Raw genomic sequence first — 16,026 nt, forward strand, 5'->3', positions numbered from 1 at the left:
TTTAACGGCTTGACTCCTAAATTTCATAGGGTTCAAGCCGTTAAGTTTATTATATTCATTGTATACATGTAAAAAAATTTTCAATATTAAATCTACTAAAAAGGAAAATTATACTCTAGCTTATTTTTATTATTAACATCTCCAATTAACGGAAGACGATTTAACATATTATTAAGATACAAAGCATCCCATGGAAAATGTTCTGTAATACCCAATCCTACAACATTATATTTCATTCCAACATCTTGAAGCACTTCAATTATTGTTTCCATGCTTAAACCTTTAGGGATTTTCCCTTTCAAATCCTCAAATTTACTTGGATTAGCTTGAAGAATTGAGCGAAATTCCATCATATCTAGTACATCTAAATCAAAGTGAATCATAACAGCAGATGGTCGGCGTTCTTCTAACCATGCTAAAACCTTAGAACTATCCAAATCACTTGGCGAAATTGATTGTAATTTCATTTCATGTATTGGGTCCGTCTTTAGTTCCTCTAACATACTACTCAATCCTAAAAATAGAACTTGTTCAGGTTTTAATGGCTTTGGGACCTCCTTTACAAAATCATCATCACCAACTCCTAATAGATTAGCTAATACCTGCGCATGATGATTTTCAAAATTACTTGGTAAAGAAACATCTGGATGAGCATCTACCCATAATACGGCTATATCTCCATTATATTTTTCATTTAAATAAGCAAACGGCGCTAAATCAACACTACAATCCCCTCCTAGTACTACTAAGGAATCTGGATTATGCTTTTCAATTAATTTTCTAGCTTCTTTTGCCTGATTTAAAATTGCTTGTTTTGCGTTAATTCCATTCTCTTTATCTAAGTTATTTTCATCTAAAGACACTTCTTCAAATTGTCCATGTTCTTTTGGTGCAAGATAGTTTAATAATTTTGCTCCAAGTACGTATGGGCGGTTCATACCTCCCTGCCACTGTGGAAATAATAATCGAAGGTTCTTCTTGTTCCTATTAGTCATTTTATTTTTCCTCCCTTTCAATTTAATCAGTCTTATGATAAAAAGCATGATGATGCTCTTCAGCATCACTGTTCAAAATTCGATAATTAGATCTCCCTATATAAAGAGGAATATCTAATTTATCTAAGTTAGGTAAACCATTTTCTAAAAACAAATCTTGATCGATATACCTTTGAAGTACTTCGCCTGCTATCCACTCATGATCAGCTAACGTGGCTATGCTATGAACTCTACATTCATAAGCAAAATACGCTTCAGTCAAAATTGGAACATCTGCTTTAATTCCTTGTTCATAGGAAATATTAAACTCTTTAAACTTATCTATATCAACACCACTTCGAGTTCCTACAGCCTGTATTAATTCAGAGCAATGTCCAGGTAAGAAGTTAATTGCAAAGACTCCACTTTTTTCAATAAGTTTATACGTATGTGTTTCTTTTCGTAAAGATATTCCATACATACTTGGAGAAGAGCCAATATAAGTATGCCACCCAGAGGCCATGACGTTTTTTTCACCATTATGTTGTGTAGTTACAACAGCCACCATTCCAGGATAGGCATACCATACAGGTCTATCTACTGGTTTTCTCAAGAAAAATTCTCCTTTCGAAGATCCATAAGGAAGAATCGACACAAAGATGCGTTACATCTTCACTTAAAATCCTTCATTAATTCATCAACTATTTGTTGAACGCTTTTAATTTCTTTTATCCTATCGATTGCTGTATTAACACTTACAATACCTTCATGACTATTCCCTTTTCTCATGCCTGGAAGTAAACCACCACTTTGAGCAATCAATGAATCAATTTCATCGCTTGTTGAACCATTCTGTCGCATTTTTTCTAACGTTTTAGCGAAATGGTTAGGTGTTGAGCGCTGAGTATTGGATACTAAAATCAAATCAGTACCAGTAGATTTAATAATGTCTTGTTTCGTTTCATCAGCAGCAGGACATTCCTCTGATACAATAAAGCGTGTACCTACATATACTCCCTCAGCACCTAGTGCAAACGCTGCACGCACGGCTCTAATATCATTAATACCACCAGTTGCTAACACTGGAATATTAACAGCATCTACAATGGTTGATACAATTGAAAATGTACCAATTGCCTTTTGAGGAATCCAACCACCTTCATCATAGCCTGTTGCTATTAGTATATCTGCTCCTAGAGATTCTGCTAACTTAGCTCCCTCGACTGTTGGTGTTAGCTCACGAACAATCAAAATTGCCCCCTGATTTTTAATAGCTTTAATTAATCTCTTATTAATACTACCTACAGCAACAAAGTATTTAACACCTTCCTCAAATGCTACATTTAATAATTTCAATGAATAGTTCTCTGTTTCTACATCCCCATCTGGTGGAAAAAAAGTGTTTAAAGCAAATGGTTTGTCTGTTAAGTCTTTTATTTTGCGAATTTCATTACGTAACTTCCCCGTAGAAGATAGATCTGTATCTTCAACTGGGCCTGCATTTGGACCAATGACACCCATTCCTCCTGCATTTGAAACAGAAGCAACAAAATTTGCATCTGTAATCCAATTCATTGCTGCTTGTACAATGGGATATTGAATTCCCAATACTTCTTGAACTCGGTTACTAAGTTGTATTTCCATTTATACCACCTCAATTTTTTTATTACATGACACAGCATAAACTCTATTCTAAGAATAGGGTCAATGATTATAGATAAGAAAATCATATCGATAAAATAGACACTAATTTTGAATTAACTCAAATTCATAAAAAAAAATCTCTAAAAAGCATACAAAAATACCACAATCTGAAGATTGTGGTTGTGACAAATTTTATAATTTATTATCTTTCAATAAAAGAATTTAAAAGGTCTCCTTCATTAGACATCTAAAATTTTAACTCTTAATTCTGTAAGGAAAGTCTCTTCTTTTAAAGAGCTATAGTTAGTTGGTAATGATACCTCATATACAATATTATCTGTATTAATACCATTGTCCTTTATATGACGATAAAGAAGATTATAGTAATAGCAATAATTTTTTTCTTTATACGACCAATCAAATGCAACACAAATATATTCCCCAGATGAAATCATATCTAATTCTAAAGGATATTCTAGTTCAAAAGAATATTCATTGGAACCGGTTGTAAACATATAATTATATTTAATTGCTGAATTTTGATAAGAATCTAAGTCAAAAATATATCCATACTGATTATCAATTAAATAACCTTTATCTTCTAACACAAGGGCTAATTTACGGGCATCTAATCCCGGTTCACTACTAGGATTAAGACATGGTGTCGATACTTTAATAATCTTTTCTTGATTAATATTCCTTCTATAAATTTCCCCTTTATTTTGACTACATATCTCCAGTTGCTCATTTAATTGCTCTTTTCTCTTTTGTAATAAAGCTCTTGCAAATTCGAGTTTTTTAAACTCTATTTCAATTACATGCTCCTGATCTTCAAGAAACTGTCTCATATCTTGCGGAGTATTTAATATGATGTGTTTTATTTCTTCTAACGGAACATGTATACTCTTAAGATATTTGATTATATCTAAATAGAAGAATTGCTTAATATGATAATATCTATACCCATTATTTGGGTCAACATAATATGGTTTAAAAATCCCTAATTTATCGTAATATCTTAAAGTCTGTATTGTAACATTATTTAATCTGGCAGTTTCACCTATTGAAAACTGGTCATTCATCTTATAGCTACCTTCCTTTTATATAAATATTCAAACACATTACAAATTCATACAGTTCTAAAGTAAATATAATGTCCTAGTAATAAGAATGTCAAAAATATGAACTTTAATGAATTAACCTGCTAAATGCTCTTATAGGGGTAAAGTCAGGGCATACATCGCGGATTTGTTCTGAAGGGATATACGATACATAATATAGAAACATCATTCCCCCTCCTTCATACGTTTATATTGAAGTCTGACTAGCAATACAAGTGGTATTAGACAAAGGAGCTAAATGATAGTAAAGAATGATACTGGTTATTTTAATTCGTATACTAAATTCAGAATTACAGTAGCGATAAGAAGAATGATTGTACCAAATTCCCATCTTAATTGTTTTGATGGGTGATTTTTTAACAACAAAGATCCTTGGTTGTTAAGTATTACTGCAATTTATTAGTGCTAAAAACATTTCTACAAATCCTCCTTAATTCCCCCCGCTAGAGCCAGAGTCGCTCGAAGTACGCTGTATGTCGAAATACTCTTGTTGCTTTGAAATAAAATTTGATCATTTCCTAGCGGTGTTGCTCAACAACCCCTCCCTATTATTGAAAAAGGGACAATTCCTCTTAAGAATTGTCCCCTTTAATAGAATTACTATTAACTGGTGGTGTTCAATAATTTAAAATAACCTTCATCGCTTTATCAATGCAGATAATTCGCCCTCAAAAACTTTTTCTTCCTTATCATTGATAGTAGATAATAATACCGTTAGGATACCCGTTTCATTCTTTGTTGCTTTCTTATCAATAACCTTTACAATGATATGTAGTTCATCATCAGGATACACCGGCTTTATAAATCTAATATTATTCATTCTTGTTCCGGCAATAACATCCTCACCATATTTACCTTCTTCAACCCATAGCTTAAATGAAATAGCTAGTGTATGTATCCCAGAAGCGATGATTCCATTAAATCTTCCCTGATTTGCTTTTTCCTCATCTAAATGCATATATTGGGGGTCAAACTCACCTGCAAACCTCATAATATCCTCTTTTGTTAATTTGTATGGTTTAGTTTCGAACACATCTCCAATTGTAAATTCATCTAACTTCATAAAAACACCTCTTAAATATTAATTAACACGATTACTTAATCTATTTTAACACCTACTATTAATGGTTAGTATTACTTTTTCCTACCTCAAGAAACCTGATCATTGACTTAAGTACATCTTCACAAGCTTTCATAAATTTTAACTTAAACATCTATTTTCTTTTAATGTGTTATTCAATTAAATGGCCCTTTAATAGAGGAAGGCGCATTCCTTATTAAAGAAATGCGCCCGATTGTTGAATAGTATTATTGATAATTATGTCATTTATAACCTAGAAATGATTAAAATGATTTTTCAAAACAAACACATTGGTGAATACGTTTATTATTTGTAAATTGGTCAATATCTTTCCCAACGTAATGAGTAAAAGCATTAACTAAGTATAGATTGGGCATGTTACTTTGAATTCGATGATTCATTTCATTTCCTTCAAAATAAACGTGATAATAGGAATCAACGATATTAAAATTCATTTGTTCATACCAGTTCTGAACCCATAAATCATCTCTTGTCCAAGCCTCAAAACGATTTAAATTCACTCTTCTAGCTTTAGTTTCAGCAGCATAGAGTAATTGTTGTCCTATTCCACGTCTGGAGAAATCCGGATGAACAGCTATATGCCAAATCATCCCTCCTAACCCTTCTCCTCTGGAGCAAACTGTTCGTTCTTCTATTTCATATTCTACATCAATAAGCCCAACGATTTGACCATCCAACTCTGCGACTAGCTCGATTGCTGGATTTTCATAACATTCTTTCTTATTTAGTACATTATCAAAATAGGCAGTCTGTAAAAACGCAAGTGTTCGGCATCTTACCCAACCAGTCTCGTCATTAATTCTATAGTCTCTAATAATCACTTTTTTCCCTCCGGATTTTAGGGACCACATAGTTTATAGGGGATTTATACGCTCGTCCCTTAAAATAGATTCACCCCGTTAAATTTGTTCGCGATTTTCATAATATACCGCCTCCTTCTAAATATAATTATTTAAATTTTATCAAATTCCCCTAAAATATACACTTACAAAATGACAGTTTTCATCCACTATAAAATACCCCCCAAAAAACAAATAGCGCAATTCTTGCTACTGAATTGCGCCCGATTGTTGAAGATCAAGATAATAATTACTACATTTTACCAGTTGGATTAAAACCCTCATTATTTCAAATAGATATTAATGTTTATCTTTGAAATTCTAGTAATGGGGGAAATCCAGCACGAGACCAAAGCCATAATGGCGTATGGACATCAATTGGTGCTAATCCTGTTCCTTTAAGTACAGTCTCCCAGGCATCTGCTACAACTTTTCTATCATCTGCTCCACCATTTAATATTTCCTCTGAACATAACCCTAATCTAACCGTAGCCTTCAAGATGTGAGTATCGGGTGCTATTGTGATAAGTTCACGAGAATCCCAAGAAATATTGGTGTAACTTTCCAAGACATATAGCCAATAATTAAAAATTTTCGGTCCAGATAAATAAGGGAAATCTGCTTTTCGAGTACCTTGCATTAATTCTTTTAAAGGAAGAATATCAGAACGAACAGATTCAATAAGACCTTGAACATTCCCTTTTTCAGAAGAATTCAGGATTCCTTTTGCTACTCGCTGCCAGATTTCTGGATGTCGATTAGGTTGTAATCCTACACGATGCAGAAGTAATGTCTCTCGTAAAGTATCTATATGACAATTGGCAACTACCTTCGTGTTGAAAATCCATTTTGTTTCTTCATCTTGATATGCTTTTAAAACCGCTTCCCACAGTTTATATGAATTTCTTTGATAGTTTAAAGCCATCCCCATTGTTAAAACATCCATTAAATCATCTTCTTTAACAACACCAATTAGAACATCTTCTGGCATTACTTCCCCTCCAAGCAATCCATTAGAGTGCATTTTTATCAATGATTTTATACTCTTTAAAAACTCCTCTTTAATCATAAGTTTCCCCCATTATGTACACTTAATAAACTTTTTTACCCACATAGTTTAAGTATATAAATATTAACATAAATATCCAAACCCTATAAGGATAATCTTCAACAATATGGCCCGATTGCTGAATAAGTAAAAACCCTACATTTCTATACAAGTTTTTATCAAACATTATTATAAATTGATCGAACTTAATTAAAAATTATCCATATTTATTAAAAGACCACAATATAAAAATACATCCATTAAATCAAATTTTTTTGAGATAATGGTTCTATTTTTTATATTTTATTAAGAATTTTTTGTATGGCAGTTACATATCCTGCCTTATATATCTGGATGCCGTTTTCTTTTACTCTGCCATAATTATCGGTAGTCCACCCTTGTTGGTTCATAAATTCGTTGGATATAGCATTGTTCAGTGCATCCATTTCGGTATCTGTCAGATTATAAGAGGGCTCTACTATAACGCCATTCTTATTTTTGCTTATATCGTTTATAGGGCGCATATCAATTGTAAAGGTTGTTTGTTCCTTAAGCAGAGAGTTTTCTCTTTTGAGCTTTTTATTCTCTGCGATAAGCATACCAACTAATGCCTTTGTTGTTGATTCAGAGATACTTGCTAAAATATCATCATTTATGGTTGTTCTCTTTTCTTTTTTAGGCTTTTTAGTGTTAGTTTTATAGTATTTAGCCCATTGGCTTATCAAAGCTCTGTAATCCTCGGCATTTTTATTTCTAAGTGCCTGTTCACTTGGACCACCATCATCTGCTATCAGTCTGGCTATATTACCAATAGAAAAATCTCTTATGTCTGACTCGGCCTGTTTTATACAGGCGTTATTTATGAGTTCTAATGTTTTCTTCTTCCTCGTAGAAGCGTTCTCGTAAAACTTTGAGAACAGTTCATCTGGATGTATTTCCATCATATATCCTCCAATACATAAATTATTACTAATTAATAGTAGAACTATGTGTTAGTGATAAATTACTGTTTAAAGTCACAGACTTAAGTTCATCAACAAACTCATTCTCAAACCCGATTTCTTCAAGTTTCTTACGCCCGATTGCATAAGGAATAACATTTTTTAAACTACCTGCACGATTAATCAAAAGCCTCATGAATTGATTTCCTGCAATGAGCTGTTCTTCTTCTGTTAATGAGAACATAACGGGCATTTTATTGTTATTTTTTAATGTTAAATCTATGATTTGAGATCTTTGAAGAACTGCCTTGCTTACATCTGTTTCAGGAAACAATTCCGCCCCATTACAGATGATTTGAAGCTGTTCAAGTTCATGTTCAATGTTATTAATAGAAATTCCAACATCCGATATAGAACCTACGGTAACAAGCTGAAACCCATGATCAGAAGATGATTTTTTGATTAACTTCATGCACTTATCAATAAGACGAAGATTGGCATTATAATCGTTTGCTAGCTTATCATTCTTCTGTATTTCCTGGGTATATAATTGCTCATATTTAAGCAGTTCATGATGTTTTGTAAATATGGTTCCTTTAAGTTCACAATCATATTTTTCATTTTCTAAAAGTTCTATATCATGCTGATATTTAATCACTCGTTTTCCTGTTTCGCCAAGATTGTAGCCTATGGTATTAAAATGATGCACTAAGCCTGGAAGAAAAGCAGGACTAGTTACGAACCACCTACATCTGACACAGTTCTGCTCCGGAAAACCTGGAACAACACCAAAACTGATTTTATCCGTACTCTCATTAACATATGTGCCACCCGAATCGCATCCAAAACAACCTTTAGGACAAATTCCCTTATCACTTATAATAATGCTTGCACCAGATTTTTGAGCATTGATTACTGCCTGATAAGCTATTGGGTCATTGGCAGCTACACTTGTTTCCAACTGTTCATACTTTGCATCTCTAATAAATCTATCAAAGGCTTCTTTATCATTTTCAAGAATGCTCTTTTCAGCCTGAGTCATTTTATCCGTTACATACGAAATACCTGCTTTTGTATAATAAAGCGTCATAATGAGTCTTGTGTGACCTGCGATAGCCTTTGAAAGAATAGGCATTGGAACGCCACCTTCAAGAGCATAGGCAGTTATAAGTGATACTCTGAGTGAATGAAGGGGATAATAAGTGGTTTTTTCACAGTCTGGACGTACAAATTTTAATGTTCTTTCTTCTTCGGATGATGTATTTTCTTTAAGCTGAACCTCAAGCTGTTTAAGTGTCTTATACCAAAAAGAATCAATTCTGTTTACTCCTATTGGCAAGTGTTCCTCTCCTATTGAAGTAGGATTTCTGAAAAGAAATGTGGTTTCCCCCATTTGTTTTAAAATCCTCACATCTTTTATTTGTCCTAAGTGATTTCTTGTCATTTCTGTCCATTTTGCAGGTTGAGAAATAGGATTGTACTTCATCTGCCAATCCCTAAGTTTTGCAAGCCAGTATTGTACTTCTTCGTACTGCCAAGGAATGTTATAACCTTTATCGGATTCCTCTTTGTTGATGTCTGCTGTTTTATTCGTGTTGATATAAAAACCTGTCATTTCATGATCTGTTGTTTGGTCTATGAATTTACGAAGAACTCCTCTTGCAAAAGGATTTCTCTCTTCACCCTGACGTAAATGTGAATTATTTTTAATCCATTCTCCAGCCACATTTCGCTTAGACTGCACATACTTATAAGTATCCATTTCGCCACTGTCAAGCATACGCACCTGATAAGTCCTCAAAGGAAGAAGGAGCTTTGTCAAAATCGCTGTAGTAGTCCCCGGAAACCACATCTCATATACTTCTTCAGGTAGTTCTTTTTTTGTCTGTTCATGCATGGAAGTTTTTCTAAGTCTGTAAACACAGTCCATGTCATTTTCATCAATAACCGACTCATCAACAATGAACCAATCTCCACCTGTTCTAGTTTTATAGGTTGCACTTTGTGCAAATTTCAAGTCTTTAAAGCATGTTGCATGTGGAGGGCAGAGTATATTACGAAGGTCTTTAATATACCTATAAGGCAGGACATTTTTATCTGATTCATTACGTCGTGATGATTTTATATAATCTGGTAAGTATTTTGTTAGAGGATTTCTAAATACTGTAGGAGTATGCTTGTTCCCAAAATCATCTTCAACCGAAAACTTCTCCTCAATAATCCAGTCAACAAATTCAACAATCTTTTTTGCTTTAATTAATGCAGTGGATTGTGAGCCTCTTTCTGAGTAAATAATCTCGTAAAAATCTGGGGTGTCATATTCTATTGATATGAACTTCTGCACAGACCTAGTGATGTTATAGGGAATAACATATTTCTTAAAGAAGTTAGATAGAGATGAAAGTGCTACGGATTTGCTTCTTACAATCGTTTTTATCCAATCTGAGGCATATACATTCCATTCCTGTAAATCCGCATCATATTCTAATAGCCATTCTAGGTTTTCATTCCTAGTTGTTCCATGTTGCCTTAACTCAAGTTCTCTTTTTTGGGCTTTTTCCTTTAACTGTTCCAACCTCAGATTTTCTTTTGGTGATAATACATTATCACCAAAAGCTCCATTTTTAATAAAATCTCGGAGCCATATCATAATAGTAGATTGTTGAATACCATATTCTCGCTGAATATTCCTTGCTGATTTGCCGTTGCAAAGTTCTTCAATCATTTTATACTTTAATAAATTATCATAATTTTTTCTTGTCATTTATTTTCTCCTATATCTGTATCTGTTCTGCTGTATAGTTTCATCATTCATCCATGCATCAATCTCATTCTGCATTGGAAGTACACAACCATTTTCCAAAGATGTAGTAGCATTATTTAGTGAAGCTGTAACATCTGCAACTGTTGGGACTGTGTATACTTTCTGAGACATTATGGATTTGTGGTGCAAGGCAATTTGATTGATGCAGTCAGGTAGATCGGCATTTTTAAGTCTTTGACCATATGCATGTCTATGACCGTGTGGAGTAGTGCCATCTTTCTTTCCGACTGTCAAACCAATCTTTTCAACCGCTTTTTCATGAGACTCCCTCTGAGTCCTAAGTGGCATCATTTCTCCTAGTGTTTTAGGAGAATGTGAGACAAAGGCAAATGGATGAGTATCCTTAATGCCATCTCTTAACCTTTTTGCCATATACATTTTCCATACATACATAAAGATGTATCCCCATTCCTTTGACAACCAGTAAACATGCATGTATTTATCTTCATCGTTATCTAGTCTTGGCTCTTTCCATCCTGCAAATCGTTTGTCCTGTGCGGAATACATATTGCGTGGAAGAAAACCATACTTTAACAGAAGATAGCTTTCTCTGTCTGTTATATATTTACCAGTAGTAGGGTTCTTGAAATCCTGCGGGGACCTTCCTTCGCTTGGATGATAGATTCGCACCACAGCAAGATTTGGGTCTTCATGGTCAGGAAATACGTCCTGTACCCATAAATGAAATACTTCACTATGCCTAAGTCCACCGCCATGCATCATTATAGTGATGGCAATATCACGCCAGTTATAACGGTCAACAAGGTCTAATTCATAGTTCTTTCTTGTATTCCTAAACCCTTCCCATAGGAGATCATGTATTTTATTTTCGGGGAAGGCTTTGGTATCTCCTTTTGATGAGTATGGTTTTCTTCTTCTAACAGCATTGCGAGCTAATTTGGCAGTTTCAGAAATTTCATGAACATCATTTAAATGCCCTAGAAATGAGTTCTGACTTTTGTTTATCCGAGCCATCCAGTTAAGTCGTTCTTCATATCTTGTAGTTTTTCTCCAAGGGTTTAATTGAACAGCTCCATATTCTTCATATAACCAATCTGATAACCCATTTAAAGTAGATAAAAGCATATTCGCTGTTTCAACTCTTTTAGGTAACCAATAAAGTCCCGAAGGATCTAATCCTTCTTCATTTATTGTTCCTGAATAAACAGACTCGGTAAATGTATCAAAGAATTCTTTTGGAGAAGAATAACATTTCTGATTAGCTTCCATATAATCAAGCAATAGTCTAACAGATTGTACTAACTTTTTATGCCAAGTTCTGCTTTTACTACGATTCATTATTTGATATCTGTGTAATTGTTCAAAAAGCATTGTTTCTCCATTATACTCAACTAGAAGAGTAGGAAAGTCTATGCTCCTGCCTGTATTATCCCTATATGTTTTTGAAGATACCTGAACATATCTCATATATATACTCCTATACCAATATTTGATTATAATATTACATATAATACCATATTTATTTTTATATAACTACAATAAAAAGGTACTACATCATTAAAATGTAATACCTTTTTAGTAGTTTGATTATAAATATTTCACCCTAGATAAAGAAATGCGCTCATCGGTTCTTTTTAGTCTATTATTTTGTAAAATCACCTTGTATCGGATCTTTACCTTCTGGAAAACGGATACGTATCGACTGACAATTCATATAGTCTTGGGAGTCCATCACTTGAAAATGGATATGTGGCTCTGAGGAATTTCCGCACAGGGCAATCGCATCTCCTTGTTTAACTGTATCTCCTATTTGTACAAGACTAGACTTATTTTTCAAATGGGCTAAAAGCGTAATAGTTTTCATTGCAAATTGCAGAATCTTTAAATGTTGTACCGTTCTTCATAATCACTAAATCATATGCATACCTTTGCGTTTCATAAGCATAATGGTAATTGATAAATTCATTTACCCCACCCCAAAATACATACCATTCTTCATTCACAGGCATGATATATGTATTTTGCGTATACTTTTTATCACTTTCTGGAAAACTCAAAAAAGGTTTTAATAATAACCCATGTATCCTATTGTGTGAATCCATCATGACATTTATAGCTTTTTCTTGCTGATCATCTACCCAAATATATGAATGTACATTATTTAATGTTGTCTCACTAATTAATTCATAGTTTTTAACATTCGAGTTAAAGGTCCTCGCCAGCTCATTAAACTGCTCATAAGAAATCATCTTTTTAAAGTCTTCATTACATTGCTTATAAATCTCATCAAATTGCTCATGTAAAAAAACTATCCCGAAATTTTGAGGTGTTACTTGTTTAATTGAATGACTTCGCATATGAAATATCCCCTTTACAAAATCTTACTATTAAACATATACGGTTGTTTCGGCAATAAGTTTCATCACCTGTAAAGTGCCAGGCACGCAAACAATTATGCAAGTAGGTTGGGACTCCTTCGGGAATTTTTGCTAGGAGTTATTATGTTGACTTATCCATTCATATTGAATATCAGGTAAATTTTCTTCATTTTCATGCCCTCTCCCGATAACTACAAATCCATGCTTTTCATAGAAACGTTGTGCCTTTTCGTTTATTTCAAATGTATATAATGTTAATCTCCCACTTGATAGGCTTTTTGCTTTATTTAATAATGTGCGACCTATACCAAACCCTTGATAATCGACATGAATATATAGTTGGCTTATCTCACTATCATGATAGGCAATCATTCCAACAACTGACTCCTCCATAAATGCTAAATCTATTTGATATTGCTCAAGTAATATATGATTTAAAAAATAAACATGATCTTCAAAGCTGTGCATTTCTTTCTGACCAATGGCCTGTTCCTTGCTATCACGCCACATGGTTACTGTTTCCCTAGAAAATTCAGGGCTGTATGGTATAACAGAGATTTTATGTTGGTTCATTAAAGTCCTCCTTACAAGACTAACTTGCGGGGTAATGTCTATTTAGCAGTAATAAAAAACCCTTGAAACTCAAGGGTTAATGGTGCTCACACTAGATGATTTCGGTACTTTTAACATCTAACATATTTACGTTTAAAGCCAATTCTTCCTTTATCAACTTCCTTTTGAATACTTTCATAAGCATGAAGGAAGTTACTTTTTTTATTGTCCTTTTTTAGTTCTACTAGCCCCACTGCTTTAGCAGTGGCAAGCGCCATGTCGTGCAGTGGTATATACGAAACACCTACTGTCGTTAGGAAATTATTCATGGCAGATTTCGTTCTTTCTGGCGAATCGTGAATTGAATTTTTCACATTTTCTAGCATAGTGGCAATCTTATCCTCGGAAAATTCAATATCTTTACGATTTCCTAAAAGCCAGCAGTAGCAGCTCCAGCCCGCTGACATCCTCAGCTCTTCCCCACTAGCAATCCATTTATCAGCAACTTGTTGGGCAATATCCGCTTCGGCTAACGTAACAGCTACTACATAATCAGACAACATATAAAAATATGCGGAATCCATCCAACGGTCAAAATCGGACTCCGTCATTGCTTTAGGATCGGCAATAATGCCAGCAAAATACATTGCGTCATAGTTCCCCGATGCATAAAGCTCTTCAGCTAAAGGTTGATTAATCTTTATTTTCTTCGCTATAGGCTTCATTGCACCTGTTGCCACTCCAAAAAGTGGCTCATGTGCACCATTGGACATGTATATTTTTTTAGTTCGTTCCTTCCCTAGCGCTTCAAGTTCCTGCATTACCTCTTCCACATTCATTAATTTGCACTCCCTTCATTAAATAGCTTTGTCTATTTCGAATATATCACCATTATCCTATATCTAAGTATCATTTGTCAGCCGAGCTATTAACTAAATTCAGGTATGTAAATAAGTGTATTTTTCATCCTTTTATTTCCTAAGGCTCACCAAAAAACTCGTTTATAATCATTTTTTTTGCTTTTTTATCAACTTTCTATTAATATCACTTAGTTACCATTAAACAGAAAAGCTTAATTAAAATTAATACGTACGGTTTCTTTTTATTAAATTGGGCAATATACACATTATAACTACAATCAAAATAAAAAAAGTTTCTAATGCGAACGGTTTTATGAAAAGCTAACACATCATGTTTTAATTCATCAGGAGGTTACATATGCAATACATTATTTCAATTTTAGGTATTCTTATTGTGCTATTTTTGGCATGGTTGGCAAGTACCAATCGTAAAGAGATAAAATTCAAACCAATTATCACCATGATTGTTATTCAAATTCTATTGTCATTGTTATTGTTAAATACAGAATTTGGGTTAATTATTATTAAGGGCATAGCTACTGTTTTTAACAAGTTGCTCGAATATGCAAGTGAAGGGGTTTCCTTTGTCTTTGGCGGCTTAGCAAACGAAGGGGAAGCACCATTCTTTTTAACAGTATTACTACCAATTATATTTATTTCTGCATTAATTGGGATTTTACAGCATCTAAAAATCCTTCCGTTTATTATGAAGGGAATTGGATGGGTATTAAGTAAAGTAAACGGAATGGGAAAACTTGAATCTTATAATGCTGTTGCTTCATTGATGGTCGGCCAATCAGAGGTTTTCATCACATTAAAAAAACAGCTCGGTCTACTTTCTAAACAGCGATTATATACTCTATGTGCATCGGCCATGTCAACTGTATCCATGTCCATCGTAGGTGCTTATATGACGATGCTAGAACCAAAATATATTGTGACGGCATTAGTTCTAAACCTATTTGGTGGTTTTATTATCGCTACAATTATGAATCCGTACGAAATTGACCCTAACGAGGATATTTTAGAAATAGAACATGAAAAGCAATCCTTCTTTGAAATGCTTGGTGAATATATTCTTGATGGCTTTAAGGTTGCCATTATCGTCGGCGCCATGTTAATTGGGTTTATTGCATTGATGGCTGGATTCAATAGTGTGTTTGAGCTATTGTTCGGCATTTCGTTCCAAAGTATTCTAGGTTATATCTTTGCACCAGTTGCCTTCATCATGGGGATTCCTTTCTCTGAAGCAGTTAGTGCGGGATCAATTATGGCGACGAAATTAGTAACAAATGAATTTGTGGCGATGTTGGATTTATCAGGAGGCGATCATCACTTTAGTGAACGTACAATGGGTATTCTTTCTGTCTTCCTCGTTTCCTTTGCCAACTTCTCATCGATTGGTATCATTGTCGGTGCTGTAAAAAGTCTCAATGAAAAGCAAGGAAATGTAGTCGCACGCTTTGGCTTAAAATTATTATTTGGTGCTACTCTTGTAAGCGTACTATCAGGTATTATTGTTAGCTTAATTTTATAAAAAAGAAAAAGGAAGTGGCGGACACTACTTCCTCAATCCATCGACAAAAGGCATTAAGAAGTCAATTCTTAATGCCTTTTGTCTTGGTGTCAGGCACTCAAACAATTCTCAAACAATTTCACTAGTTGCGGGAACAGCACAGTACGTGAGACGCAACAATCCGCGCGTTAGCGAGGGTTGCGGCTTACTCTGTGCCCGCGGAAAGCGTCGCCCGTAACGGAAATCAACCGCAGTAGTCTTCTAAA

The 16,026-nt window shown here is 34.1% G+C and carries 15 protein-coding genes; 1 reads left to right on the forward strand and 14 read right to left on the reverse strand.

The genetic code is table 11. The features are described 5' to 3' along the window. Positions 1-95: 95 nt before the first annotated feature. From ACIQ1H_RS16630 to ACIQ1H_RS16695, 14 genes are all read right to left on the reverse strand, one after another. Positions 96-995 (reverse strand): arginase family protein, encoded by a 900-nt coding sequence (locus tag ACIQ1H_RS16630; protein WP_402890196.1) that lies wholly within the window; start codon positions 993-995, stop codon positions 96-98. 22 nt (positions 996-1,017) lie between these two features. Then, positions 1,018-1,587: a flavin reductase family protein gene (locus ACIQ1H_RS16635; RefSeq protein ID WP_402890197.1), complete on the reverse strand. Its 570-nt coding sequence runs from the start codon at positions 1,585-1,587 to the stop codon at positions 1,018-1,020. 59 nt (positions 1,588-1,646) lie between these two features. Beyond that, a complete protein-coding gene (locus ACIQ1H_RS16640) occupies positions 1,647-2,618 on the reverse strand; it encodes an NAD(P)H-dependent flavin oxidoreductase (protein ID WP_402890199.1) in 972 nt (323 codons plus the stop codon). 239 nt (positions 2,619-2,857) lie between these two features. Then, positions 2,858-3,700: a MerR family transcriptional regulator gene (locus ACIQ1H_RS16645; protein WP_402890201.1), complete on the reverse strand. Its 843-nt coding sequence runs from the start codon at positions 3,698-3,700 to the stop codon at positions 2,858-2,860. A 676-nt stretch (positions 3,701-4,376) separates the two neighbouring features. Continuing rightward, positions 4,377-4,802, reverse strand: a complete 426-nt coding sequence (locus ACIQ1H_RS16650) for a MaoC family dehydratase (protein WP_402890203.1) — start codon at positions 4,800-4,802, stop codon at positions 4,377-4,379. 281 nt (positions 4,803-5,083) lie between these two features. Then, complete coding sequence (locus ACIQ1H_RS16655) at positions 5,084-5,662, reverse strand: GNAT family N-acetyltransferase (RefSeq protein WP_402890205.1); 579 nt, start codon at positions 5,660-5,662, stop codon at positions 5,084-5,086. Positions 5,663-5,987: 325 nt separating this feature from the next. After that, complete coding sequence (locus ACIQ1H_RS16660) at positions 5,988-6,749, reverse strand: hypothetical protein (protein ID WP_402890206.1); 762 nt, start codon at positions 6,747-6,749, stop codon at positions 5,988-5,990. Between the two features lie 275 nt (positions 6,750-7,024). Then, on the reverse strand, positions 7,025-7,672 hold the full coding sequence (gmtX, locus tag ACIQ1H_RS16665; protein ID WP_402890208.1) for a gamma-mobile-trio protein GmtX: 648 nt from the start codon (positions 7,670-7,672) through the stop codon (positions 7,025-7,027). Positions 7,673-7,697: 25 nt separating this feature from the next. Further along, positions 7,698-10,433: a gamma-mobile-trio integrase GmtZ gene (gene gmtZ, locus ACIQ1H_RS16670; RefSeq protein ID WP_402890209.1), complete on the reverse strand. Its 2,736-nt coding sequence runs from the start codon at positions 10,431-10,433 to the stop codon at positions 7,698-7,700. Beyond that, positions 10,434-11,921 (reverse strand): gamma-mobile-trio recombinase GmtY, encoded by a 1,488-nt coding sequence (gene gmtY / locus ACIQ1H_RS16675; protein ID WP_402890211.1) that lies wholly within the window; start codon positions 11,919-11,921, stop codon positions 10,434-10,436. Between the two features lie 175 nt (positions 11,922-12,096). Further along, on the reverse strand, positions 12,097-12,318 hold the full coding sequence (locus tag ACIQ1H_RS16680; RefSeq protein ID WP_402890213.1) for a M23 family metallopeptidase: 222 nt from the start codon (positions 12,316-12,318) through the stop codon (positions 12,097-12,099). Next, positions 12,281-12,811 carry a hypothetical protein gene (locus ACIQ1H_RS16685; protein ID WP_402890214.1) on the reverse strand — a complete coding sequence of 177 codons (531 nt, stop codon included), beginning with the start codon at positions 12,809-12,811 and terminating at the stop codon, positions 12,281-12,283. The genes ACIQ1H_RS16680 and ACIQ1H_RS16685 overlap by 38 nt, the downstream gene beginning before the upstream one ends. A 132-nt stretch (positions 12,812-12,943) precedes the next feature. Further along, the gene (locus ACIQ1H_RS16690; protein ID WP_402890215.1) at positions 12,944-13,405 is read right to left on the reverse strand and encodes a GNAT family N-acetyltransferase; all 462 of its coding nucleotides are present in this window, start codon (positions 13,403-13,405) and stop codon (positions 12,944-12,946) included. A 110-nt stretch (positions 13,406-13,515) separates the two neighbouring features. Continuing rightward, entirely contained in the window at positions 13,516-14,223 is a 708-nt protein-coding gene (locus ACIQ1H_RS16695) for a DNA alkylation repair protein (RefSeq protein ID WP_402890216.1), read from the reverse strand. 379 nt (positions 14,224-14,602) lie between these two features. On the opposite strand from ACIQ1H_RS16695, the gene ACIQ1H_RS16700 reads away from it, so the two are divergent. Continuing rightward, the gene (locus ACIQ1H_RS16700; RefSeq protein WP_402890218.1) at positions 14,603-15,781 is read left to right on the forward strand and encodes a NupC/NupG family nucleoside CNT transporter; all 1,179 of its coding nucleotides are present in this window, start codon (positions 14,603-14,605) and stop codon (positions 15,779-15,781) included. The last annotated feature ends 245 nt before the right edge of the window (positions 15,782-16,026 follow it).

The organism is Lysinibacillus sp. NPDC097279 (genome assembly GCF_044761745.1).
In the GTDB taxonomy this organism is placed as follows: domain Bacteria; phylum Bacillota; class Bacilli; order Bacillales_A; family Planococcaceae; genus Lysinibacillus.